This is a genomic window from Enterobacter asburiae, assembly GCF_007035645.1.
Lineage (GTDB): Bacteria > Pseudomonadota > Gammaproteobacteria > Enterobacterales > Enterobacteriaceae > Enterobacter > Enterobacter asburiae_B.
Genome location: NZ_AP019632.1, coordinates 4,095,847 through 4,120,653 on the forward strand (window position 1 = coordinate 4,095,847; position 24,807 = coordinate 4,120,653).

The window sequence follows — 24,807 nt, forward strand, 5'->3', positions numbered from 1 at the left end:
ATTTCAGATATTAGTTTACAAATCACCAACAAAAGCTAATATGAAAATCCAGCCAAAACGCTGACTTTTTTGGCCACGGCAACGATGAGCTACCAAAAATAATAGTCAAAACAGGTATTAATCAAAAATGACAAATACACAAATAGGATTTGTGTTATGTGAACGCATGCTAAGTTCCGGTCTCAGTCTTCCGATTGAAATGTGGAAAGCGGCAGCCAGTAGCTATTTAGCTGAGCAAAAAACAACATCCCACGCAGGCACGCACAAACCGGAGAAGTCGCCCTTCAGGCTCTGTCGCCCGGAGAATATTCTGAAGGTGAATACCATTGGCATAAACAGCGAGCCCATCCTGACGCACAGCGGCTTTAGCATTACCGCCGATACCACCCTTGCCGCAGACAGGCACTATGACGTTATCTATCTTCCTGCCCTGTGGCGCAACCCTCGCGCGGTGGTCAGACAACAGCCTGAACTTCTGGAATGGCTGACCGAGCAGGCCGCGCGAGGAACCCGCATCGCCGCCGTCGGAACGGGCTGCTGTTTTCTGGCGGAGTCGGGATTGCTCAACGGAAAGCCTGCCACCACCCACTGGCACTACTTCAAACAATTCTCGCGCGACTACCCCAGCGTAAAATTACAGACAAAACATTTTCTCACTCAGGCCGATAATATTTTCTGCGCCGCAAGCGTTAAGGCCCTGTCAGATCTGACGATCCATTTTATAGAAACGATATACGGGAAACGTGTAGCCACACATACTCAACGGACATTTTTCCATGAAATTCGTAGCCAGTTTGAACGCCAATGTTACAGTGAAGAAAACAAACCCCATCCGGATGAAGATATTGTTCAAATTCAAATCTGGATAAAAGACAACTGCGCCTCGGATATATCCATGCAGAATCTTGCAGATATGGCTGGCATGAGTTTGCGCAACTTTAATCGCCGCTTTAAAAATGCCACCGACATGTCCCCACTGCAGTATTTATTAACCGCCAGAATTGAATCCGCCATGACAATGCTGCAATCCACCAATCTGTGTATTCAGGAGATTGCAAATGCGGTTGGATATCAGGATATTGCGCACTTTAATCGCCAGTTTAAGCATAAAACAACGGTTTCACCGGGGGATTACCGTAAGACCGTCCGGGCAAAGATGTTTAGTGCATAAACTGCGGTCATCTCTGATAATGAAAAGATGACCACGAGGAGGCTCAACGTGCAAGGCGTACCTGAACAGTTTAATGATGAAAGAGACAGCGCGCGCTTTCGCCATCTGGCGCAGCTGCCGGGCCTGGAGCTTTATCACGCGCATATTTCTGACTACGCCTTTGAGCCGCACACCCATGAAGCCTTCGGGATCGGCACGATTGAAACCGGTGCCGAACGCTTTCGCTATCGCGGTACCCAGCATCTCGCGGCGGAAAAATCCGTCGTCACCATGAACCCGGACGAGATCCATACCGGCGAATCCGCCACCGAAGGCGGCTGGCGCTACCGGATGGTCTATATCGAACCCGATCTGCTGGAAGAGGTGACCGGCCTCCGGCACTGGTGGTTTAGCGATGTCACGCGTCATGACCCGCTGCGCTCGCAGCAAATCGGCAGGCTGATTTACGGATTGTGGCATACGGACGATCCGCTTGCGCAAAAAGGATTACTGCTGGATCTGATTGAGACCTTCCAGCCGCTGGCCCATCACGCGCCGGTGATTCAGGAAGGCGCGCACCGCTTCGAACGCGTGCGCGAGTACCTGCACGACAACTACATGCACTCCCTGACGCTGGACGAGCTGGCCAGCGTCGTTTCGCTGAGCCCGTACCATTTCCAGCGCCAGTTCAAAGCCCATTTTCACGTTACGCCGCACCAGATGCTGATGGCCATTCGCCTCTGGCGCGCTAAAGCGTTCCTCACCCACGGCATGCCAGCCGCCGAAGTGGCAGCCGCGACCGGGCTGACCGACCAGTCCCACTTAACCCGCGCGTTTACCCGCCGCTACGGCATTACGCCCGTGCGCTACCAGAAGCAGGTCACCCGGCGCTAATGCGCAATCTCATACAATACGCACGCATTTTCCCCTCCTACACTGCATGCAGCGTAAATACCTGTGGATGGAAAAATGATTAGTGGAGTGTTGTATGCCCTTCTGGCCGGGATGATGTGGGGGCTTATTTTTGTCGGCCCGCTGATCGTGCCCGAGTATCCGGCAATACTGCAGTCGACCGGACGCTATCTGGCGCTCGGGCTGATTGCTCTGCCCCTGGCGTGGCTGGGACGCGCGCGCTTGCGTCAGCTCAGCCGTCAGGACTGGGGCACCGCGCTGGCGCTGACCATGATGGGCAATCTTATCTACTACGTTTGCCTTGCGAGTGCCATTCAGCGTACCGGTGCGCCGGTATCTACCATGATTATCGGCACGCTGCCGGTCGTCATCCCCGTCTTTGCTAACCTGCTCTACAGCCACCGCGATGGCAAACTGGCGTGGTCAAAAATGGCGCCGGCGCTGGTATGCACCGCCGTGGGGCTGGTATGCGTCAATATTGCCGAGCTGCGTCACGGGCAGGCGGATGTTGACCTGTGGCGTTACGGTTCTGGCATTGTGCTGGCGTTCATTTCCGTGGCGTGCTGGGCATGGTATGCCCTGCGCAACGCGCGCTGGCTGCGGGAGAACCCGGACAAGCACCCGATGATGTGGGCGACGGCGCAGGCGCTGGTCACGCTGCCCGTCTCGCTGGTGGGCTATGCCGGGGCGTGCATCTGGTTAGGCCAACAACAGCCAGACTTCGCCCAGCCCTTCGGGCCAAGACCGTGGGTGTTTATTGGCCTGATGGTTGCGATTGCGGTGCTGTGCTCATGGGTGGGCGCGCTGTGCTGGAACATTGCCAGCCAGAATCTGCCGACGGTGATTTTAGGGCCGCTGATTGTCTTCGAAACCCTGGCCGGACTGCTTTATACCTTCCTGATGCGCCAGAGCGTGCCGCCGCTATTCACGGCCTGCGGGATCGCGCTGCTGGTGGTGGGGGTGGTGATGGCGGTAAGAGCGAAGCCGGAAAAACCGAGGGTCGTTCCGGCGTCGGAGGCGTGATTTTTGCCGGGTGGCGGCTCCGCCTTACCCGGCCTACAAGAAGCCGTTTCGTAGGCCGGGTAAGCGCCAGCGCCACCCGGCATGATGTTAAAACGTTTCCCAGTTCCCTTCAGACGCCGCCGCTACGGGCTGCGCTTTGGGCACGTAGGTTTTCACCGGCGCCGCTTTGACCGCCTGGTTGCGGGTGATTTTGAACACCGCCACCGCTTCGTTCAGGCGGGCAGCCTGATCTTCCAGCGCCGCCGCCGCGGCCGCAGATTCCTCTACCAGCGAGGCGTTCTGCTGGGTCACGCGGTCCATCTCGGCTACCGCCTGGCCCACCTGGTCGATACCGCGGCTCTGCTCGTCAGAGGCCGAGGCAATTTCGCCCATGATGTCCGTCACGCGGGTGACCGCATTGACGATCTCTGCCATCGTCTCCCCGGCTTCGTTAACCAGCTGGGAGCCCGCGTTCACGCGCTCGCCGGAATCATCGATCAGCGCTTTGATCTCTTTCGCCGCCTGGGCGCTGCGCTGGGCGAGAGTACGCACTTCTCCTGCCACCACCGCAAAACCACGGCCCTGCTCGCCTGCACGCGCCGCTTCCACCGCCGCGTTCAGCGCCAGGATGTTAGTCTGGAAGGCAATACCGTCGATCACGTTAGTAATTTGCGCGATTTTACTGGAGCTGGTGGCGATTTCGTCCATCGTACGTACCACGCCTTCAACCACGTTACCGCCCTTCTTCGCCGTAGAGGAGGCGTCCAGCGCCAGACGGGAAGCCTGACGCGCGTTATCGGCGTTCTGCTTCACGGTTGCCGTCAGCTGTTCCATGCTGGCTGCCGTCTCTTCCAGAGACGCGGCCTGCTGCTCGGTACGGGAAGAGAGGTCGTTGCTGCCGGCAGAAATCTCACCGGCACCGGTGTAGATGGTATCCGCACCTTCACGCACCACGCCCACGGTGTTCGCCAGCGAGGTCTGCATCTCCTGGACGTTGCGCGCCAGGATAGCCATTTCGTTCTTACCTTCAGCCTGAATCGGCTGGGTTAAATCCCCCGCCGCAATGGCGCGAATATGGTTAATCACCTCTTCCAGAGGCAGCAGCAGCACGCGGCGCATGGCTACCCAGCTGGAGATAATCACCACAATCACCAGCAGCATAACCGCAGAGAGGATCCACAGGATGCGCCTGTAGTCGCTTTCATTGTCCTGGATGCCTTTATCGGTAAGCGTTGCCTGCGCTTCACGCCATTCACGGTAAACCGCCTGCATCGCGGTCTGCTTTTGCTCCGCGTTCTGCTTGAACATGTCTTCCAGATTGCCCTGGCTCAGCAGAACGTTCATTTGCGTCAGCGTTGAGGAGTAAATGCGGTACTGCTCTTCCAGACGCTTGGCCAGGTTCTCGTCCAGGCCCGGCGTATTTGGCAAGGCATAGTATTTATCGTAATGGACCTGCGCATCGGCGAGCAGATTTTTCGCCGTGTTGACCAGCTCATTGAGCTGCCCACCGTTAATCTGAGAGGCCATGCTGCTTTGCAGACGCAGCATCCCGCGGTTCAGCGTCACGCGCGCCTGGTTCAGGCTGATCCACGCATCGGTAAACTCCGCCACGTTCTTGCTGGAGAGCTGCGACACGGTGAAGTTGTCTTTATCGTTATTCAGCGCGTTGATAAAGATACCCGCGGAAATCACTTGCATGATGCCGAGCACAAGCAGCACCGAAATCAGAAGGGTAATGACTTTTATACGTTTAAACATGCGTTGCCTTTGTTATATGCAGGTTTGTCTGACGTGGATATATCGGCAGGCGCGGCGGGTTGTTTACTGTTTCTACACCTTTAAAAAGTTTCTAAACCACTTTCCTAAGTCCATTCAGAGAGTTAAATGGGGTATTTTTTTGTGATCTGTATCTCACTTTTCCCCTTCCCTCTAAAGGGTTATAGCGCTGCTCTAAAGATGTATTTAATATGCACCTTATATTATTGATGACGAGGTAACTGCTATGGCCTTTCGCGACCAACCCCTTGGCGAGCTGGCGCTCTCCATTCCTCGCGCTTCTGCGCTGTTCCGTAAATACGATATGGATTACTGCTGCGGCGGTAAGCAAACCCTGGCGCGAGCGGCCTCACGCAAGGAGCTGGATGTTGAGGTGATTGAAGCAGAGCTGGCGCTGCTGGCCGGGCAGCCCGTCGACAAAGACTGGCGAACCGCCCCGCTCGCTGAAATCATCGACCATATCATCGTGCGTTACCATGACCGTCACCGTGAGCAGCTGCCGGAACTGATCCTGCAGGCGACCAAAGTTGAGCGCGTTCATGCCGACAAACCTTCCGTACCGCGCGGTCTGGCGAAATACCTGACCCTGCTGCATGAAGAGCTTTCCAGCCACATGATGAAAGAAGAGCAGATCCTCTTCCCGATGATTAAACAGGGAATGGGAAGCCAGGCGATGGGGCCTATCAGCGTAATGGAAAGCGAGCACGATGATGCGGGTGAGCTGCTGGAAGTGATCAAACACACCACCCACAACGTCACGCCGCCGCCAGAAGCGTGCACAACGTGGAAAGCGATGTACAACGGCATTAACGAGATGATTGACGACCTGATGGAACACATCAGTCTTGAGAACAACGTTCTGTTCCCGCGGGCATTAGCTGGGGAATAAAAAAGGCCGCTGCGGCCTGATGCCCTCACCCCGGCCCTCTCCCACGGGGAGAGGGTGCAAAAACTAAAAACGGCAACCGAAGTTGCCGTTTTGCTTTTACCTTACGCCTGCCATACGTTTCTTACCGATAAACACCCAGCCCAGCCCCAGCGCGATAAACCACAGCGGCGTGACGATGAGTGCCTGACGGGTATCATCTTCCAGCGTCAGCAGAACCAGCACGAAGACGAAGAACGCCATGCACACCCAGCACATCAGCTTGCCCAGCGGCATCTTGTAGATCGATTTTTCATGCAGGTGCGGGCGCTGCTTGCGGTACACCAGGTATGAACAGAGGATGATGGTCCAGACGAACATAAAGAGGATCGCAGAGACCGTGGTAATCATGGTGAACGCGCCAATCACGCTTGGGTTCACGTAGAGCATCACCACGCCGCCCAGCAGGCACATGCAGGAGAAGGTCAACCCTTTTGCCGGTACCGCGCGCTTCGACAGCTTGGCGAACGCGCTCGGCGCCACGCCTTCCTGCGCCAGACCAAACAGCATACGGCTGGTGGAGAATACGCCGCTGTTGGCAGACGAGGCAGCAGAGGTCAGCACCACGAAGTTAATCAGGCTCGCGGCAGCAGGCAGGCCTACCAGCACGAACAGCTCAACGAACGGGCTCTTGGTTGGCACCACGGAGCTCCACGGCGTCACGGACATAATGACGATCAGCGCGAAGACGTAGAACATGATGATACGCAGCGGAATAGAGTTAATCGCGCGCGGGAGAGACTTCTCGGGATCTTTGGTCTCCGCTGCCGTCGTGCCCACCAGCTCAATGCCCACGAAAGCAAAAACCGCGATCTGGAAGCCGGCAAAGAAGCCGCTAATGCCTTTCGGGAACCAGCCGCCGTCATTCCACAGATGGGTAAACGACGCCTGAACGCCCGTTGGCGACTGGAAGTGGGTGAGCACCATCACCAGACCCACGACGATAAGCCCGACAATCGCCACGATTTTGATCATCGCGAACCAGAACTCCATCTCACCGAACATTTTAACGGTGGCGAGGTTCAGGCTCAGCAGCAGAACAATGACCGCCAGCGAGGCGACCCAGTCCGACAGCCCCGGGAACCAGAACTGCGCGTAGGCGGTAATCGCCACGACGTCCGCCATACCGGTGACGACCCAGCAGAACCAGTAGGTCCAGCCGGTAAAATAGCCCGCCCACGGCCCGAGCAGGTCAGAAGCGAAGTCGCTAAAGGATTTGTATTCGAGGTTCGAGAGCAGCAGTTCACCCATTGCACGCATCACGAAGAAGAGCATAAAACCGATGATCATATAAACGAATATGATCGACGGCCCGGCGAGACTGATGGTTTTGCCTGACCCCATAAACAGCCCGGTACCGATGGCACCCCCAATCGCAATAAGCTGAATATGACGGTTTGTGAGATTGCGCCGTAGCGACTGTTCAGACGACGCCTCTTCGTCGGCGACGACTTTGACCTGATCTACCATGTGATATTTTCCTGTTTATGCCTGTCTGTGTTGTTAAGGCTCTTCTGGCCTTTAAATACGTCAAAAGATGACGTTCCCTTGTAAGGGCTAATCGATATTAGGTAAGAATCGGCGGGATGAATACTATGATTTAGATATTATGTTAATAATATGTTGAAAGTGAGTGTCATATCACTCATACAGCGCGAAACAGCTCACAAAAATACACGCAACAGTTTCGTTTGCAAGATAAAATGTTGATAGCACCGTAACTATAGGTTTTTACACTATTTTCCTCTCCCCAACCGGGGAGAGGAAATAAGAAAATTCGATTACAGAATTTCCAGCAGCTCGACTTCAAAGACCAAGGTGCTGAATGGCGGGATGGACGCGCCAGCGCCGCGCTCGCCGTAGGCCAGGTTATGCGGGATAGTCAGTTCCCATTTGGAACCGACCGGCATCAGGGTCAGAGCTTCGATCCAGCCTGCGATCACGCCGTTGACCGGGAATTCAGCCGGTTCGCCGCGCGCCACGGAGCTGTCGAACACGGTACCGTCGATCAGTTTACCGGTGTAATGCACGCGAACGTGGTCGGTACGCGCCGGGATTGCGCCGTCGCCCTGATTGATCACGCGGAACTGCAGACCGGATTCGGTGCTGTTCACGCCTTCACGCTCACGGTTCTCTTCCAGATATTTCACACCTTCGGCTGCCATCTCTTCGAAGCGCGCGCGACGCACGGCGTCAGCACGTTCGTGGATTTCACGCAGCGCACGGTGCACAACGTCTACCGGAACGGCAGGCTGTTTGCCTTCCAGCGCGTCAGCGATACCCGCCACCAGCGCTTCAGGTAACAGACCTTCCAGGCCGGATTCGCTCAGCTGCTGTCCTACCTGCAAGCCGATACCGTAACTTGCCTGCGCTTCGATAGTGTCAAAAGTCGGGGTGGTCATGGGTTTTCCTTCCATCACATTTAAAGTAGCGGGCAGCATATCAGCCATGCCCTTATGGGTAAAACTTTGTCTGAAGTTAAGGTGACAAACCGCGACGAAACAGAAACAATAGAGATAACCAGGATTAATCCCGAACTGATGTCACGGATGTCGGGTTTACTACGCCGTTCAGGCAGTTAGCAAACTATACTTCGGGGCACAGGATAAAAAATACGCGGAGCAGGAGGAGTGCCATGCCCGGGCGATTTGAACTGAAACCTACCCTGGCGAAAATCTGGCAGGCGCCGGACAATTTTCGCATCATGGACCCGCTGCCTCCTCTGCATCGCAGAGGGATCATCATTGGCGCGCTGATGGTGATCGTGGGCTTCCTGCTTCCTTCCGGGGGCGATGATGTCGATACCGCACCCGTCACCCGCAATGCTCAGCTGGATATTCAGTCGCAGACGCGGCCACAGCCTGACGCACAGCCGATGCAGACGCAGCTTGTGACCCCGTCTAACGATCCGGGTCAGGTCGCGCCGGTTGAGCCAGAACCTATTCAGGATGAACAGCCGCAGGATCAAGCCGCCGCCCCGTCTCAGCCTCAGACGCAACAGCCTACCGGCATTGAGCAACAGTGGCGTTCCTATCGCGTAGAGCCGGGTAAAACGCTGGCACAGCTGTTCCGCGACCACAACCTGCCGCCAACCGACGTGTATGCCATGGCGAAGGTGGAAGGTGCGGGTAAACCGCTCAGTAACCTGCAGAATGGACAGATGGTACAGGTTCGCCAGAATGCCAGCGGGGTGGTGACAGGGTTAACGATTGATACGGGAAGTGGACAACAGGTACTGTTTACCCGCCAGCCAGACGGCAGTTTCATCAGGGCGCGTTAAGACCCGGATCTGTAAAAAGCAAAACGCCGGCACAAGGCCGGCGTTTCAACGTGAGCAGAGTAAAAAATTACTCAGCTACAACGTTAACAACCAGTTTAGCGAACACTTCGCTGTGAACCTGGAAGTCAACTTCGTGCTCACCAGTGGTACGCAGAACGCCGTTCGGCAGACGAACTTCGCTCTTAGCCACTTTAACGCCTGCTGCAGAAACTGCATCAGCGATATCGCGGGTACCGATGGAACCGAACAGTTTACCTTCGTCGCCTGATTTAGACGCGATGGTAACGGTGCCCAGTGCGTTGATTGCTTCAGCGCGAGCGTTAGCAGCCGCCAGAACGTCAGCCAGTTTGGCTTCCAGTTCAGCGCGACGTGCTTCGAAAAACTCTACGTTTTTCTTGGTAGCTGGAACAGCTTTACCCTGTGGAACCAGGAAGTTACGTGCGTAACCCGCTTTAACGTTAACCTGATCACCCAGGCTGCCCAGGTTTGCTACTTTATCAAGCAGAATAACTTGCATTACCTTATCCTCTTAAAGTCGTATTAATGGACCGTGCCCGATTACTGATGACGATCAGTGTACGGCAGCAGGGACAGGTAGCGAGCGCGTTTGATAGCGCGAGCCAGCTGACGCTGGTATTTTGCACGAGTACCGGTGATACGGCTTGGGACAATCTTACCGCTTTCGGTGATGTAGTTTTTCAGCGTTGCGATATCTTTATAGTCGATCTCTTGAACGCCTTCCGCGGTGAAACGGCAGAACTTGCGACGACGGAAATAACGTGCCATATGGCTAGTCTCCAGAATCTATCAAATCAATCTGCTCGGCATGCAGAACCATTTTGCTCAGGCCGTTCTTTGCCTTGTGGCAAGAGATGAACCCCTGAACGATTACTGCGCTACCGACCGTTAAACTGTGAGTAATGGCCTGGTTTTCGTGTCCGCTAATAATAACGGGCATTTGGCACCACGCCTGCCGGTGAAACCCGGCTTCCTCTTGCACAGAACGATGCTCAAGCACGAACTGGCAATGCGGAATTCCTGATGGACTGACCTTTCGAAGGGGAGCCCTGCATACGATGCCGGACAACGCCAGACGGTTGGTCATCAGAAATTACTCTTCAGAATCCCCAGCATCAGAATCATCTGCGGTTTCGTTTGCGAAATCATCGCGACGCTCACGGCGCTCGTCTTTCGCTTTAACCATCGGAGATGCTTCGGTAACTGCGTTTTTGGTACGCATAACCATGCTGCGGATAACGGCATCGTTGAAGCGGAAGGTAGTTTCCAGCTCATCGATCACTTCCTGCGGCGCTTCAACGTTCATCAGAACGTAGTGTGCTTTGTGCAGTTTGTTGATCGGGTAAGCCAGCTGACGGCGGCCCCAGTCTTCCAGACGGTGGATCGTACCTTCTGCACCAGTGATGGCAGCAGAGTAACGCTCGATCATACCCGGAACCTGTTCGCTCTGGTCAGGATGGACCATAAAAACGATTTCGTAATGACGCATCGAATTGCTCCTTACGGATTATTCAGCCTCCTGTCTGGGTCAGCCGAGGCCCGGGGAGGCAAGGAACGTGTTAAAGGTCGGCTGAAAAATTGACGCGTCATAATACTTGCGCGCCCCTGGAAACTCAAGCTGATTGCACAAATAATTCGCACAAAGCGCGAAGCGGGTCTAAGTGGGTGATTTAAAATTGGTCACACCCGGAAGCGTTGTTTTTTTGAACAACTGCATCAGAAATGGTCACGCATCCCCGCCGGATGAGTGATTACACTTTAATCAGAGATCGCCTGAATTAAAGAAGGAGCATCCCCCCTCTCGCAGCACGTAGTCGTGGAGCGCATATCATGAAAAAAATCGCATTAGCCATAATGGCGGCGCTTTTGCTCAGTGCAAACGCGATGGCAGCCATCAAGATAGACAGCCGACAGGCCAGAAACATGGATGATGTGCAAAGCTTGGGCGTAATTTACATCAATCATAATTTCGCCACGGAAAGTGAAGCAGATCAGGCATTAAACGAAGAAACCGATGCGCAGGGCGCAACCTATTACCACGTGATGTTAACCCGTGAGCCCGGCAGCAACGGCAACATGCACGCCAGTGCAGATATTTACCGATAACGCTTTAACGCTAGCACCAGGAAAGCCAACAACGAGAACATAGCCATAGTTGACGTTGCCCCCTGCCCGGGGGCTTTTTTTGAATGGCTCCGGAATACTCCCGGTAAAAGAGCCCCCAGAGATCCTCCCGAAGCGGGAAGATAAGGGCGTCAAAGTCCCGCGCGTTACAGGTGCTGGCGGAAAAACGCCACCGTGGCGTCCAGCGCCGTTGGCGTAATGCGGTGGCGGACGCCCGGTTCCCACAGGCAGGTCAGATTAGCGTCCAGCCCTTCATTCATTAACGCCTGCTGCAGACGGAAGGTTCCCTCGGGCGGGACCACATCATCCGCGTCACCGTGCCACAGCAGCAGCGGACGATCGGCCACGCGCGGCAATGCCCGGGTCACTTCCCACTCTGCCAGCGTCGCCGTCATTTCCGCTAAATTCTGAGGGGGGAAAAGGGTCTTCGCCAGCGAAGTAAAGTAGCCTGAGCCCATCAGACAGGCGACAGACTTCACTTCAGGATGATGCGTCATAATCCCCAGCGCCGTCATACCGCCCATCGATGCCCCGGCTACCGCCAGACGATTGTCGGCCACCAGCCCTGCCCCATAAAGCGCATCGCGCAGCCCGGCAAACTCGGTCAGACTCCCGTGCAGAATCTGCCAGAACTGACCCAGCCGCGCCTGTTCATTACCCGTAAAGCGTGCGCCGTGGTCGGGTGCATCTGGCATCACCACGCGAAAACCCGCCTGCGCCAGCGCTACCGCAAAATAACTGTAAACCAGCTTCGATGAGGTAAACCCGTGATAAAAAACGACAACAGGCAGCGGTTTATCACGTTTACCCGCCGGCATCGCGTGTAAAATTTCATGGTCGCCGAGGTGGCGTATTTCAATTTCAATCATTGTCGACCCTGTGCGAATCTATGATTCATAATGTTGAGAACTGGGTTACGCTTTCGCGTCATTTTCATTCGAAATATACGTCCCAGATAACACTTCGGGAACATTCCCCCAAAACTAAATTCACAGCCAACTACACTATGGCTATCAGGAAACGAGATATGGTTATGCGCAGGTTTGCTGCTTTATTGCTGGTGTTTCTGCTGAGTGGCTGTAGCGCGCTGCAGGGAACACCGCAACCCGCTCCACCGGTCGCCGATCATCCACAGGAGATTCGTCGTAATCAGACGGAAGGATTACAACGAATGGGCACCATCTCCGCGCTGGTTCGCGGTTCTCCGGATGACGCAGAATCGGCAATAAAAGCACAGGCCGTCGCCGCCAAAGCAGATTATTACGTCATCATTATGATCGACGAAACCATCATAACGGGACAGTGGTATTCACAGGCCATTTTGTACCGTAAATAATGGTTTTCCTTTGAACGAGATTTACACTGCTTTGCGTCCATAGACATTTTCCTGTCCACAATAAACTCCAAGCCCGCGTTAATGGAAGGGAGTTTATTAGCGAAGGATTGCCCGGCGGATACCGGATATATGTGAAATGGAGCTGACGATGAAACGAACTCTTGCTTTGACCTCACTGTTGCTCTCAGCAGGCCTGCTGAGCACCACCGCGCAGTCAGCAGAATTCGCCAGTGCTGATTGTGTGACTGGCCTGAATGAAATTGGCCAGATCTCCGTGAATAATATCTCGGGGAGCCCGCAAGACGTTGAACGTGTCGTGGCATTAAAGGCCGATGAGCAGGGTGCTTCATGGTATCGCATCATCCAGATGCAGGAAGATAACCATATCGACCACTGGCGGGTACAGGCCATTCTCTACGTGTAAACTCCCTCCTGATAAAAGCCACTTATTTTTAGTGGCTTTTCGTTTTTGCAAATTTTTTATCTTATATAAAACCAATAAAGAACAATTAAATAACATTTTGTTACATTAAAACAGTAAACGTAATCTCCGCTCTGCCGTTGAAGAACCATAACTTTTCAATGATGAGCAATTTATGATCAACTTTTTCCGCCGTGCGGGCCTGGGGTCGAAACTCTCGCTGCTGACTGGCGTCAGTGTCGCCACGCTGTTTCTGCTATTCACTTTTCTGCTCAGCCAAAAAGCCAGCCAGCAGCTTGAAGCCCTTGCGGTAGAAGATCTGCATAATCAGTCCACCGGCATGGTCGACATGGTGCAGATGTTTAATACCAGCCTGAGTGAAGAGGTTGAGAGCTATACCCGCCTGTTTACCACCTTCTTACCGCAGCCCCTGAACATTGATAATTCCCAACCCCAGACGATTAACGGACTTAGCGTTCCGCTTCTGAAAGGTGGAGAAACCGGGCTGCATGAAAATAACACCCTTTCGGACGAGTTCCTGAACCGTACGGGAGCCATTTCGACGCTGTTTGTACGCAGCGGTAACGACTTTGTTCGCGTAGCCACTTCCCTGCGCAAAGAGAATGGCGATCGGGCAATGGGTACCGTTCTGGATAACGCCAGCCCGGCCTTTGCCGCCGTCAACAAAGGTGAAGTGTACCGCGGCCTGGCGCTGCTGTTCGGCAAACACTACATCACCCAGTACCAGCCCGTTAAAAACGCCGAAGGGCAGGTCATTGCGATTGTCTTTGTCGGGGTGGACATCACCCACTCCTGGAACGTCATGCGCGAGAAAATCCTCAACCGCCGCCTGGGCGAGAGCGGTCGCTTCTTCGTGCTAGATCGCAGCAACGGCAAAACGCGCGGGCAATACCTGTTCCATGCCAGCGAAGAGGGAAAACAGCCGAAGTGGGACGGCGCGACGCAGCAGCAGCTTCTGGGTGACAAACCCGGCACGCTGGAGCGTACAAGCGACGACGGCCGGACACTGAAAATGGCGTATACCCCGCTGCCGGGCTGGAACTGGACTATCGTGGGCGAAGTGGATAAATCGGTGCTGCTCTCAAGCGTTACCGCCATGCGCGATCGCTTCCTGCTGGCCGGCGTGGTCTTATCCATCCTTTTTGCTGGCCTGTTCGTGGTCATTATTCGCCGCGTGCTGACCCGACCGCTGCGCAACGTGATCCATCTTGCCCGACAATATGCCGCAGGGGATCTCCGTTCCAGCCTGCCCGTGACCCGCCAGGACGAAGTCGGCCAGCTGATCGATGCTATCAACGGCATCGGCGGCGGCCTGCAAAAAATTGTCCTGCAGGTTCGTGAGGCCGCAGGCGAGATCCATTTGGGCACCAACGCGCTGGCCGCCGACACTGGCGAGATTTCAGAGCAGATCAACAAGCAGGCCAGCAGCGTGGAGGAGACGTCCGCCAGCATGGAGCAGCTGGCCGCCACCGTGCAGCAAAATGCCGCCAACATGGAGCAAACGCAGCAGCTGGTGGGTGAAACCTCGCTCGCGGTCCATCAGGGCGGTGAGACGGTCACCCATGCGGTGTCGACCATGGACGATATTCGCGAAGCGTCAAAACGCATCGAAGACATCACGCGCGTGATCGAATCCATCGCTTTCCAGACCAATATTCTGGCGCTGAATGCGGCAGTGGAAGCGGCACGCGCAGGCGAGCACGGAAAAGGGTTTGCGGTAGTCGCCCAGGAAGTTCGCGCGCTGGCGGGACGCAGCGCTAATGCGGTGAAGGAGATTGAACAGCTGATTGGCGATACGCTCAGAAAAGTGAGTGAGGGTCATGCGCTGTCTGAACGGACGCGCCTGGCGATGGATGACATCATCATTCATATCGATAACATCAGCCAGCTGGTCACCGAGATTAACCATGCCTCACGCGAGCAGTCCGCCGGGATCGGCCAGGTGAACCTCGCCATGACCCATATTGGCGAAGCGTCGCATATCAATGCCGACCGCATCTCACGCAGCGAGCAAACCGCTCAAACGCTGCGCGAGAAGGGTTCACACCTGACTCAGCTGGTGAGCCTGTTCCAGCTAAAAGGCTAGCCAACTCTGCCCGTCGCACGCAGCAGCAGGTCGCTTTGTACCTGCTCGCTCATCAGCGTGCCGCCACGGGTGTCCAGCATCATGCTGCACCACGCCTGCGCCACCGGGGGCGATGCGTGCCGCAGCATCTGGCTTCCGGCACCCAGCAAGAAAAGCTGCTGCGCGATCTCTCGCCCCTGCGCCTCCTGCGGTTTACGCAGTTTTTGCTGAAGCTGTCGCCAGCTGCGGTCGAAGTGTCTGTCCTGCCCTTTCACCTGCGCAAACTCGTCGGCAAGCAGGTCGTGAATACCCGGCTGCTTCGCCAGCACGCGCAGAACGTCCAGGCACATAATATTTCCTGACCCTTCCCAGATGCTGTTCACCGGCATCTCGCGGTAAAGGCGGGGAAGTTCGCTCTCTTCGCAATATCCATTCCCACCCAGCACCTCCATCGCCTCAGCCACAAACGGGATGCCTGCTTTACAGACGCTAAATTTCGCCGCCGGGGTAAACAGCCGCGCCCAGGCGGCCTCTTGCGGATCGGCACGCTTGTCCCACGCCCGGGCCAGGCGGAACAGCAGCGCCGTGTGCCCCTCCAGCACCAGCGCCATCCGGCTTAATGCTTCCCGCATTAAAGGCTGATCGATGAGGTTTTTGCCGAAGGTCTGACGCTGGTGGGCATGGTACAGCGCCACCGAGAGCGCCCGACGCATCAGTCCGTGGCTGCCCAGCGCGCAGTCAAAGCGCGTCAGCCCGCCCATTTTGAGGATCTGCCGTACCCCTTCGCCCTCTTCCCCCAGCAGCCAGCCAGAGGCATCAAGGAACTCCGCCTCGCTGCTGGCGTTGGAGCGGTTTCCGAGCTTGTCCTTGAGGCGCTCAAGACGCACGGCGTTGCGCTGTCCGTCAGGCAAAAAGCGCGGCACAAAAAAGCAGGACAGCCCGCCCTTCGCCTGGGCCAGCACCAGGTGCGCATCGCTTTGCGGGACGGAGAAAAACCATTTATGCCCCACCAGCCTGTAGCTGCCGTCACTGCATTTTTCCGCTTTGGTGGTGTTGCTAAGCACGTCCGAGCCGCCCTGCTTTTCCGTCATCCCCATGCCAATCAGCAGGCCGCGCTTTTGCGCACCGGGGGCAAGGTGCGGATCGTAGCGATCGCTGAGCAGCGGCGTCAGCCAGTCGTGAAATGCTTTGGGGAGCGCCTGCTGCAACAGCGGCGTGGCGGCAAACGTCATAGTGACCGGGCAAAGCGTGCCTGCCTCTACCTGAGCATGAAGCACAAAGCGTGCGGCCCGAGCGACAAACGACCCTTTACGCGCCTCCTCTTCCCACGCCAGGTTATGCACGCGGTTGGCACAAAGCCCCTGCATCAGCAAGTGCCATGCCGGATGAAAACGCACGTCGTCCAGCCGCTCCCCGGTGGCGTCATAGCGTAACAGCTCGGGCGGGTTGACGTTAGCCAGCCTGCCCAGCTCCAGCGACTCCGCGGTGCCCAACTGCTGCCCGATGCTGGCGAGCAGCTCAAAATCCCACTCGGCTCCTTCACGCACGACCGCATCGCGCAGGGCGCAGTCCGAGAGGAAAAGGTTGCTGTTGGAAAGCGGTGCAGGTTGATTGAAAACGGTATGGGTCTGCCAGTGCATGCTGTCTCCCTCCTTCAGTGGCAATGACGATAAGTATGGACAGACCGCGCGCACGCTGCATGGGAGGGGAGTCACACGTTCACGATCCCGCTGATATCATTCGTGAAATAGCTCACAGAACATAAGAATAAACTATTTCATGACTCCGCTTTTGTTGAATAATTTATTCTTACACCTTAAGTGAGGATCGTTATGCAACCGGACGCGCACAAGCGAGCATTAATTGCAGGCTCCATTGGTAACTTTATCGAGTGGTATGAGTTTGCGGTCTACGGTTTTCTGGCGACCGTCATTGCGAAAAACTTCTTCCAGCTTGAAGGAGAGGCGGGGCTGACCAGCCTGATCCTCACCTACGCCTCGTTTGCCATCGCCTTCTTCTTCCGCCCGCTGGGTGCGGTGGTGTTTGGCCGCATCGGCGACCGGATTGGCCGTAAGCCGACGCTCATCATCGTGCTGGTGCTGATGACGCTCGCTACCGCCGCCATCGGCGTTGTGCCGGTCTACGCCAGCATCGGGATTGCCGCGCCGCTGATTATTACGCTGCTGCGCATCCTGCAGGGGCTGTTCGCGGGCGGCGAGTACGGCGGCGCGGTCTCGCTGATGACGGAGTTCGCCCCGCGCGGCAAGCGTGGGCTCTATGGCGCGTGGCAGTCCTTTACCGTGGCGCTGGGGCTGCTGGCGGGCGCAGGCATCGTGGCGCTGCTCTCCACCCTTCTCACGCCAGAGGCATTGCACGACTGGGGCTGGCGCATTCCGTTCTTCCTGGCGCTGCCCATGGGCGTCGTTGCGCTGTGGCTTCGCGTCAGCATGGAGGAGACGCCCAGCTTTGTGCAGCAGCAGGATAAACCGGCTGTCGCTCAGGCGGATACTGCCGCCACGCTCCGGGCCATCGTGATGGGAATTGGGCGCGTCATGGTCTGGTCTGCGGCGGGGTATACCTACCTGGTGATTATGCCGACCTATCTTCAGTCGGCGCTGCACACCGGGTTCAACCAGGCGCTGTTGATAGCGGTGATTTCGAATATTGGTTTTGCGCTGACCATCATTCCGTCGGGGATCCTGAGTGACCGGATCGGACGCCGCACGGTGATGATTATCGCCACCGCGCTGCTGCTGATCCTCGCCCTTCCGCTGCTGAAAATCCTGCAGGAGGAGTCGAGCACGCTGGCGGTGAAGGCTGTTGTGGTACTGATTGCGGGCGGTCTGGTGGGCATGCTGGCGGGTCCGGGCCCGGCGATGCTGTCTGAGATGTTCCCGACGCGCGTGCGCTATACGGGGCTGGGGCTGGCCTACTCGTTGTCGAACGCGATTTTCTCGGGATGCGCAGGGTTAATTATTACCGGGCTGATTAAGCAGACGGGCAACCTGGATATTCCGGCGTATTACGTGATGGCGACGGCGGTAGTGAGTATTTTCGCGCTGATGACGCTGAGGAAGGACGACCATTTGCGGTCACTGGAGGAGTGAGGTTGTCACCGTCAGGTGCCCTCACCCCGCCCCTCTCCAACGGGGAGAGGGAGAAAACACAAAAGGCCGTCCTGTGGACGGCCTTGCTGTTTATTCTCCGCGCTGACGCACCGCTTCAAACAGGCAGATGCCCGTCGCAACGGAAACGTTCAGGGACGACACGCTGCCCGCCATCGGGATGCTGATCAGCTCGTCGCAGTGCTCGCGGGTGAGACGACGCATGCCTTCGCCTTCCGCACCCATCACCAGCGCCAGACGGCCGGTCATTTTGCTCTGGTACAGAGTATGATCCGCTTCACCGGCGGTACCGACGATCCAGATATTCTCTTCCTGCAGCAGACGCATAGTGCGCGCCAGGTTAGTCACGCGGATCAGCGGAACGTTTTCCGCCGCGCCGCAGGCCACCTTCTTCGCCGTCGCGTTCAGCTGCGCGGAGCGATCTTTCGGCACGATCACCGCATGCACGCCCGCAGCATCGGCGCTGCGCAGGCACGCGCCGAGGTTGTGCGGATCGGTAACGCCGTCGAGGATCAGGAAGAACGGGTTATCCAGCTCGGCAATCAGATCCGGCAGATCGTTTTCCTGATACTGACGACCCGGCTTCACGCGGGCAATGATCCCCTGGTGGACCGCGCCTTCGCTTTTCTCATCCAGGAACTGGCGATTCGCCAGCTGGATCACCACGCCCTGCGCTTCCAGGGCGTGGATCAGCGGCATCAGACGCTTATCTTCACGCCCTTTCAGAATAAACACTTCCTGAAAACGCTCCGGTGCGCGCTCGAGAAGGGCCTGCACCGCGTGGATGCCGTAAATCATTTCACTCATTGATGGTTCTCGTAATAAGTATTTCCCCTCCCCCCGCTGGGGAGAGGGTCAGGTTGAGGGGAGAATTTACTCCGCCTGCTTTTTCTTGGCCGCGCGCTTCGCTTTGGTGGCGGCAGCGATTTTCTGCGTTTTCGCGGAAGGTTTTTTCGCTGAACGAGCTTCTTTCTTCGCCGCCTTCGGCTTCTGTTTCTTCTCGCCGCGGAACGCGCTGTCCGGCTCGAAGTTTACCTTCTTGCCCGCCTGACGACGTTTACCGCCGCCCGGTTTACCGTTACCGGTTTTTTTCGCCCTTTCACGCTCGGTTTTACCGACGTTACGCGGCGCGCGCTCGCTGGAGATCAGGCTGAAGTCGATCTTACGGTCGTCCATATTCACGGCTTCGACCTTCACTTCCACACGGTCGCCCAGACGATAGGTCTGGCCGCCAGACTCGCCAATCAGGCGCTGGCCGACCTGGTCGAAGCGGTAGTAGTCGTTATCCAGGCTGGAGACGTGCACCAGACCGTCGATGAACAGCTCGTCCAGACGAACGAAGAAACCAAAGCCGGTCACGCTGGCAATCACGCCTTTAAAGACGTTACCGACCTGATCGAGCATAAAGTCACACTTCAGCCAGTCCGCCACGTCACGTGTTGCTTCATCGGCACGACGTTCGGCCATGGAGCAGTGCTGACCCAGCTGCAGCATCTCTTCCATCGAATAATGGTAGCCACCGGTTTCGGTGGTGTTCCCTTTATGGCCCTGCTCCTGCGCCAGCAGATACTTGATCGCACGGTGCAGAGAGAGGTCAGGATAACGACGGATCGGCGACGTAAAGTGGGCGTAAGACTGCAGCGCCAGGCCGAAGTGGCCGCGGTTTTCCGGATCGTAAATCGCCTGCTTCATAGAGCGCAGCAGCATCGTCTGCAGCATTTCTGCATCCGGACGATCGCTAATGGATTCCAGCAGCTCGGCGTAATCGCGCGGCTCTGGCTTGTTGCCTCCGGGCAGTTCCAGACCCAGTTCAGCCAGCACGGAGCGGAACGACGTAATGGCTTCCGTGGTCGGCTTATCGTGAATACGGAACAGCGCTGGCTCTTTGGCTTTCTCGACGAAACGTGCCGCCGAGATATTCGCCAGGATCATACACTCTTCGATCAGCTTGTGCGCGTCGTTACGCTGGGTCTGCTCGATACGCTCAATGCGGCGTTCGGCGTTGAAAATGAATTTCGCCTCTTCACTCTCAAACGAGATCCCGCCGCGCTCTTCGCGCGCCTGATCCAGCGTTTTGTAGAGGTTATGCAGCTCTTCGATATGTTTGACCAGCGGCGCGTACTGTTCGCGCAGATCCTGGTCGCCCTGCAGCATATGCCAGACCTTGGTATAGGTCAGACGCGCGTGCGAGCTCATCACCGCTTCGTAGAACTTGTAGCCGGTTAAGCGCCCTTTGGTGGAGATGGTCATCTCGCAAACCATACAGAGGCGGTCAACCTGCGGGTTCAGGGAGCACAGGCCGTTAGACAGCACTTCCGGCAGCATCGGCACGACCTGGGACGGGAAGTAGACCGAGGTACCGCGGCTGCGGGCTTCGTTATCCAGCGGGGTGTGCGGACGGACGTAATAGCTTACGTCAGCGATAGCGACCCACAGGCGCCAGCCACCACCGCGTTTTTTCTCGCAGTAGACGGCGTCATCAAAGTCGCGGGCGTCTTCGCCGTCGATAGTGACCAGCGGCAGGGAGCGCAGATCCACGCGGCCCACTTTGGACTCTTCCGGCACTTCTTCGCGCAGGCTTTCGATCTGATCTTCAACCGCTTTCGGCCAGATGTACGGAATTTCATGGGTACGCAATGCCATATCAACGGCCATCGTGGTGCCCATGTTATCGCCCAGTACTTCGACGATTTTACCTACCGCTTTGGTGCGACGGGTTGGGCGCTGGGTGAGTTCCACCACCACCACAAAGCCCATGCGGGCGCCCATCACCTCTTCAGGTGGGATCAGAATGTCGAAGCTCAGACGGCTGTCGTCCGGCACCACGAAGCCCACGCCCGCGTCGGTAAAGTAGCGGCCGACGATCTGGCTGGTTTTTGGCACCAGAACGCGTACCACGCGCGCTTCGCGGCGGCCTTTACGGTCAGCGCCCAGCGGCTGCGCCAGGATCTGGTCGCCGTGGATGCACATTTTCATCTGTTCAGATGAGAGGTACAGATCGTCCTTACGGCCTTCCACGCGCAGGAAGCCGAAGCCATCGCGGTGACCAATGACGGTCCCTTTCAGCAGATCGAGGCGTTCTGGCAGCGCGTAGCACTGGCGGCGGGTAAAGACCAGCTGCCCGTCACGCTCCATCGCGCGCAGGCGGCGGCGAAGGGCTTCAATTTGCTCTTCACCTTCAATGTTTAATTCAACGGCAAGTTCTTCACGATTGGCGGGTTTTTCGCGTTTTGTTAAGTGTTCAATGATGAACTCGCGGCTGGGAATAGGATTCGCGTATTTTTCGGCTTCGCGTTCCTGGAAAGGATCATGTGACATGTCGGTTCCTCCGTTGTCAGCTCCGGTGGAAATTTTCTTCATTCCACCAGCAATAATTTATAAAGCGGTTGATTCTCTTCAACCAAATCGGCCAGCGTGTAGTTATCCAGTTCCATGAGAAAACTTTGCACGGCCTTTGAAAGCGCCTTTTTCAGGCGGCAAGCGGGCGTGATGTGGCAGAACTCGCTGCTGCAGTTCACCAGAGACAGCGGCTCCAGTTCACGTACCACATCGCCCACACGAATACTCTGTGCCGGTTTACCGAGACGGATCCCACCATTCTTCCCGCGGACGGCAGCAACGTATCCGGCACGACTAAGTTGATTGATTATTTTGACCATATGATTACGGGATACGCCGTAGACCTCTGTCACTTCAGAGATACTGGTCATCTTCCCCTCGGGTAACGACGCCATGTAAATCAGCGCACGTAAGCCGTAATCGGTGAAACTTGTTAACTGCACATCAACCTCAGGAAAAAGGGAAAACGCGGTCAAACCGCAGAGATATTCATTAATGATGATAAACCAGCCAGATAGTTAGCGGCTAATTTATTTGACAGACGGGGCGAAAAAGCGGAGATCCAGGAGCGGTCGCCGGATGGCGCTACGCTTATCCGGCCTACGGGTCTCCCCGCAGGCCAGCAGTCACGAAGATTATGCGTCGAACGGGTCGCGCAGGATCATCGTTTCAGTACGATCCGGGCCGGTAGAAATAATATCGATCGGCACTTCGGTCAGTTCTTCAATACGCTTGATGTAATCCAGCGCCGCCTGCGGCAGGCCGCTACGCTCTTTCACACCGAAAGTGGTCTCAGACCAGCCCGGCATGGTTTCGTAGATTGGCTCAATGCCTTCCCAGTCGTCAGCAGCCAGCGGAGTGGTGGTCACTTCGCGGCCATCTGGCATACGGTAGCCTACGCAGATTTTCACTTCTTTCAGGCCGTCCAGTACGTCCAGCTTGGTCAGGCAGAAGCCAGACAGGGAGTTGATCTGCACCGCACGACGCACTGCAACCGCATCCAGCCAGCCGGTACGACGACGACGACCGGTGGTCGCGCCAAACTCGTTACCCTGCTTGCACAGGAACTCGCCGGTTTCATCAAACAGCTCGGTCGGGAATGGACCCGCACCCACGCGAGTGGAGTACGCTTTGATGATGCCCAGTACGTAATCCACATAACGTGGACCCAGGCCAGAGCCGGTCGCCACGCCACCTGCAGTGGTGTTAGAGGACGTTACGTACGGATAGGTACCGTGGTCGATGTCCAGCAGCGTACCCTGCGCACCTTCGAACATGACGAAATCGCCACGCTTGCGCGCCTGGTCCAGCAGATCGGATACGTCAACAACCATACCGGTCAGAATGTCAGCGATCGCCATGACGTCATCCAGCACTTTCTGGTAGTCAACAGCGTCAGCTTTGTAGAAGTTCACCAGCTGGAAGTTGTGATATTCCATCACTTCTTTCAGTTTTTCAGCGAAGGTTGCTTTGTCGAAGAGGTCGCCCACGCGCAGACCGCGACGTGCAACTTTATCTTCGTAAGCCGGACCGATACCACGACCGGTGGTGCCGATCGCTTTCGCGCCGCGCGCTTTCTCACGCGCTACGTCCAGCGCCACGTGATAATCCAGGATCAGCGGGCAGGCTTCGGAGAGCAGCAGACGCTCACGAACAGGGATACCACGGTCTTCCAGACCTTTCATCTCTTTCATCAGCGCAGCAGGAGACAGCACAACGCCGTTACCGATGATGCTGGTGACGTTATCACGAAGAATGCCTGATGGAATAAGATGGAGGACGGTTTTTTCACCGTTGATTACGAGAGTATGGCCTGCGTTGTGACCGCCCTGGTAGCGTACAACATATTTAGCCCGTTCAGTCAGAAGATCAACAATCTTCCCTTTACCTTCGTCACCCCATTGGGTGCCCAGTACGACGACGTTGTTACCCATTTTTTTCAAAATCACCGTTTGCTTAAAAATGGATTCTACCATCGCTTTTTCAGATATACAGCACTTTTTGACCTCAAAATACGCCGATTGCGCCTACTTTTTGATCAGCCAATCGTTTTCCTCAACATGTAGTAGATCACGATGCCCGCAACCACAAGACCGCCGCCAAAACGACGCAAAATATTATCCGGCAGCTGACTCATCGTGGCGATCATTCGGCGCCAGGCACGCGGATAAAGCATCGGTCCAAGACCTTCCAGCACAAGGACCAAAGCCAGTGCGAGCCAGATCGTTGAATTCATTTTTATTCCTTATAAAAGAAAACCACCGCTCCGTTGGGAGCGGTGGTTTGAATACTCAAACGGGCCTGAGTTTATCGCGTTGCGTTAGTCGGCGTCTTCATATAACGGAAGAAATCGCTGTCCGGGCTGAGCACCATCACATCCTGGTTGCTCTGGAAGCTATTCTCGTAAGCGCGCAGGCTACGGATAAAGGCGTAGAAGTCAGGATCCTGGCTGAAGGCATCCGCGAACAGCTTCGCCGCTTCGGCATCGCCTTCACCGCGCAGGATACGGCCCTGGCGCTCAGATTCCGCCAGCGTCTTGGTGACTTCGTAGTCCGCTGCAGCACGCAGCTTCTCAGCCTCTTCCTGGCCCTGTGAACGGTGACGACGGGCTACCGCTTCACGCTCGGCGCGCATACGGTTGTAAATCGCCTCGGACACTTCTACTGGCAGGTTGATCTGCTTAATACGCACGTCAACGACTTCGATACCCAGCGCAGCCATACTGTTCGGGTTGATCACCGGCACTTTACCGTTGGTCTCCGCCTGAACGCGTTCAGCCGCTTTGGCAATCGCATCATCTGCTGCCGGCGTTGAAACTTCGTCTTCAGTGCCCGCTGTACCGGAGTTCAGCGCATCGCGAACTTCCAGGGTCAGACGACCACGGGAGTCGGTCACGATGTCTTTCACATCCAGACGACCAATCTCGGAACGCAGGCGGTCAGAGAACTTACGTTTCAGCAGCACTTCTGCCTGAGAAACGTCACCGCCGCCCGTTGCCAGGAAGTAACGGCTGAAATCGCTGATGCGCCATTTGATATAGGAATCAACGATCAGGTCTTTCTTCTCTTTGGTCACGAAACGGTCGGCCTGGTTATCCATGGTCTGGATACGCGCATCAAGCGTTTTCACGGACTGAATAAACGGCACCTTGAAGTGCAGACCCGGCTCGTAAATCACCGGGCGTTTGTCGCCGTCACGCACGACGCTGCTGAACTGGAACTTAATCCCACGCTCGCCTTCTTTCACCACAAAGATCGAGGTATAAAGCGCGACCAGTACGATGACGATGATCGCAATAACTGACTTACGCATC

Annotated in this window: 25 protein-coding genes; 10 read left to right on the top strand and 15 right to left on the bottom strand. The window is 56.1% G+C overall.

What is annotated here, in order from left to right; genetic code table 11:
- The first annotated feature begins 127 nt into the window (after positions 1–127).
- From FOY96_RS19570 to FOY96_RS19580, 3 genes are all read left to right on the top strand, one after another.
- Positions 128–1,171, top strand: a complete 1,044-nt coding sequence (locus tag FOY96_RS19570) for a GlxA family transcriptional regulator (protein ID WP_269473761.1) — start codon at positions 128–130, stop codon at positions 1,169–1,171.
- A gap of 48 nt (positions 1,172–1,219) precedes the next feature.
- On the top strand, positions 1,220–2,044 hold the full coding sequence (locus FOY96_RS19575) for an AraC family transcriptional regulator (RefSeq protein ID WP_039261043.1): 825 nt from the start codon (positions 1,220–1,222) through the stop codon (positions 2,042–2,044).
- Positions 2,045–2,119: 75 nt separating this feature from the next.
- Positions 2,120–3,085, top strand: a complete 966-nt coding sequence (locus FOY96_RS19580) for a DMT family transporter (RefSeq protein ID WP_143347619.1) — start codon at positions 2,120–2,122, stop codon at positions 3,083–3,085.
- An 87-nt stretch (positions 3,086–3,172) separates the two neighbouring features.
- Here the strand turns inward: FOY96_RS19580 and FOY96_RS19585 are convergent, their stop codons facing one another.
- Complete coding sequence (locus tag FOY96_RS19585) at positions 3,173–4,822, bottom strand: methyl-accepting chemotaxis protein (RefSeq protein WP_045888470.1); 1,650 nt, start codon at positions 4,820–4,822, stop codon at positions 3,173–3,175.
- Positions 4,823–5,066: 244 nt separating this feature from the next.
- Between FOY96_RS19585 and ytfE the strand changes: the two genes are divergently transcribed.
- Complete coding sequence (ytfE, locus tag FOY96_RS19590) at positions 5,067–5,729, top strand: iron-sulfur cluster repair protein YtfE (protein WP_143347620.1); 663 nt, start codon at positions 5,067–5,069, stop codon at positions 5,727–5,729.
- Positions 5,730–5,825: 96 nt separating this feature from the next.
- Here ytfE and cycA read toward each other — a convergent pair whose 3' ends face one another.
- Together cycA and bamJ are read right to left on the bottom strand one after the other, a co-directional pair.
- Positions 5,826–7,235 carry a D-serine/D-alanine/glycine transporter gene (gene cycA, locus FOY96_RS19595; RefSeq protein WP_048977313.1) on the bottom strand — a complete coding sequence of 470 codons (1,410 nt, stop codon included), beginning with the start codon at positions 7,233–7,235 and terminating at the stop codon, positions 5,826–5,828.
- A gap of 311 nt (positions 7,236–7,546) precedes the next feature.
- Positions 7,547–8,167: a BamJ family beta-barrel-assembly machinery protein gene (gene bamJ / locus FOY96_RS19600; protein ID WP_008502892.1), complete on the bottom strand. Its 621-nt coding sequence runs from the start codon at positions 8,165–8,167 to the stop codon at positions 7,547–7,549.
- Between the two features lie 233 nt (positions 8,168–8,400).
- Between bamJ and FOY96_RS19605 the strand changes: the two genes are divergently transcribed.
- Entirely contained in the window at positions 8,401–9,045 is a 645-nt protein-coding gene (locus FOY96_RS19605) for an OapA family protein (protein ID WP_143347621.1), read from the top strand.
- Positions 9,046–9,112: 67 nt separating this feature from the next.
- Here FOY96_RS19605 and rplI read toward each other — a convergent pair whose 3' ends face one another.
- The 4 genes from rplI to rpsF are packed head-to-tail and all read right to left on the bottom strand — an operon-like array spanning position 9,113 to position 10,552.
- Entirely contained in the window at positions 9,113–9,562 is a 450-nt protein-coding gene (rplI, locus tag FOY96_RS19610; protein ID WP_023310148.1) for a 50S ribosomal protein L9, read from the bottom strand.
- 41 nt (positions 9,563–9,603) lie between these two features.
- Entirely contained in the window at positions 9,604–9,831 is a 228-nt protein-coding gene (gene rpsR / locus FOY96_RS19615) for a 30S ribosomal protein S18 (RefSeq protein ID WP_000135199.1), read from the bottom strand.
- Positions 9,832–9,835: 4 nt separating this feature from the next.
- Complete coding sequence (gene priB / locus FOY96_RS19620) at positions 9,836–10,150, bottom strand: primosomal replication protein N (RefSeq protein WP_008502895.1); 315 nt, start codon at positions 10,148–10,150, stop codon at positions 9,836–9,838.
- Positions 10,151–10,156: 6 nt separating this feature from the next.
- Positions 10,157–10,552, bottom strand: coding sequence for a 30S ribosomal protein S6 (gene rpsF / locus FOY96_RS19625; protein WP_014068637.1), 396 nt, complete (start codon positions 10,550–10,552; stop codon positions 10,157–10,159).
- A gap of 341 nt (positions 10,553–10,893) precedes the next feature.
- Here rpsF and yjfY point away from each other — a divergent pair, with 341 nt between their 5' ends.
- On the top strand, positions 10,894–11,169 hold the full coding sequence (gene yjfY, locus FOY96_RS19630) for a DUF1471 family protein YjfY (protein WP_010427445.1): 276 nt from the start codon (positions 10,894–10,896) through the stop codon (positions 11,167–11,169).
- Positions 11,170–11,333: 164 nt separating this feature from the next.
- Here the strand turns inward: yjfY and yjfP are convergent, their stop codons facing one another.
- Entirely contained in the window at positions 11,334–12,056 is a 723-nt protein-coding gene (yjfP, locus tag FOY96_RS19635; protein WP_143347622.1) for an esterase, read from the bottom strand.
- 137 nt (positions 12,057–12,193) lie between these two features.
- On the opposite strand from yjfP, the gene bsmA reads away from it, so the two are divergent.
- The 3 genes from bsmA to FOY96_RS19650 all read left to right on the top strand — a co-directional run bounded on the left by bsmA (position 12,194) and on the right by FOY96_RS19650 (position 15,051).
- Positions 12,194–12,523, top strand: coding sequence for a biofilm peroxide resistance protein BsmA (bsmA, locus tag FOY96_RS19640; protein WP_029740376.1), 330 nt, complete (start codon positions 12,194–12,196; stop codon positions 12,521–12,523).
- 136 nt (positions 12,524–12,659) lie between these two features.
- The gene (gene yjfN, locus FOY96_RS19645) at positions 12,660–12,947 is read left to right on the top strand and encodes a DUF1471 family protease activator YjfN (RefSeq protein WP_032645202.1); all 288 of its coding nucleotides are present in this window, start codon (positions 12,660–12,662) and stop codon (positions 12,945–12,947) included.
- A gap of 172 nt (positions 12,948–13,119) precedes the next feature.
- On the top strand, positions 13,120–15,051 hold the full coding sequence (locus tag FOY96_RS19650; protein ID WP_143347623.1) for a methyl-accepting chemotaxis protein: 1,932 nt from the start codon (positions 13,120–13,122) through the stop codon (positions 15,049–15,051).
- On the opposite strand, the gene FOY96_RS19655 is transcribed toward FOY96_RS19650, so the two are convergent.
- Complete coding sequence (locus tag FOY96_RS19655; RefSeq protein ID WP_143347624.1) at positions 15,048–16,670, bottom strand: isovaleryl-CoA dehydrogenase; 1,623 nt, start codon at positions 16,668–16,670, stop codon at positions 15,048–15,050. The two genes, FOY96_RS19650 and FOY96_RS19655, sit on opposite strands and share 4 nt — an antisense overlap.
- A 192-nt stretch (positions 16,671–16,862) precedes the next feature.
- Between FOY96_RS19655 and FOY96_RS19660 the strand changes: the two genes are divergently transcribed.
- Positions 16,863–18,137 (top strand): MFS transporter, encoded by a 1,275-nt coding sequence (locus FOY96_RS19660; protein WP_143347625.1) that lies wholly within the window; start codon positions 16,863–16,865, stop codon positions 18,135–18,137.
- 90 nt (positions 18,138–18,227) lie between these two features.
- On the opposite strand, the gene rlmB is transcribed toward FOY96_RS19660, so the two are convergent.
- From rlmB to hflC, 6 genes are all read right to left on the bottom strand, one after another.
- On the bottom strand, positions 18,228–18,962 hold the full coding sequence (gene rlmB, locus FOY96_RS19665) for a 23S rRNA (guanosine(2251)-2'-O)-methyltransferase RlmB (protein WP_010427468.1): 735 nt from the start codon (positions 18,960–18,962) through the stop codon (positions 18,228–18,230).
- A 66-nt stretch (positions 18,963–19,028) separates the two neighbouring features.
- The gene (gene rnr, locus FOY96_RS19670) at positions 19,029–21,473 is read right to left on the bottom strand and encodes a ribonuclease R (protein ID WP_087823502.1); all 2,445 of its coding nucleotides are present in this window, start codon (positions 21,471–21,473) and stop codon (positions 19,029–19,031) included.
- A gap of 38 nt (positions 21,474–21,511) precedes the next feature.
- The gene (gene nsrR / locus FOY96_RS19675) at positions 21,512–21,937 is read right to left on the bottom strand and encodes a nitric oxide-sensing transcriptional repressor NsrR (RefSeq protein ID WP_023334253.1); all 426 of its coding nucleotides are present in this window, start codon (positions 21,935–21,937) and stop codon (positions 21,512–21,514) included.
- 192 nt (positions 21,938–22,129) lie between these two features.
- Positions 22,130–23,428, bottom strand: a complete 1,299-nt coding sequence (locus FOY96_RS19680; RefSeq protein ID WP_024907332.1) for an adenylosuccinate synthase — start codon at positions 23,426–23,428, stop codon at positions 22,130–22,132.
- A 104-nt stretch (positions 23,429–23,532) separates the two neighbouring features.
- Positions 23,533–23,730 (bottom strand): DUF2065 domain-containing protein, encoded by a 198-nt coding sequence (locus FOY96_RS19685; RefSeq protein ID WP_003855996.1) that lies wholly within the window; start codon positions 23,728–23,730, stop codon positions 23,533–23,535.
- A gap of 71 nt (positions 23,731–23,801) precedes the next feature.
- On the bottom strand, positions 23,802–24,806 hold the full coding sequence (gene hflC / locus FOY96_RS19690) for a protease modulator HflC (RefSeq protein ID WP_023334250.1): 1,005 nt from the start codon (positions 24,804–24,806) through the stop codon (positions 23,802–23,804).
- Between the last annotated feature and the right edge of the window lies 1 nt (position 24,807).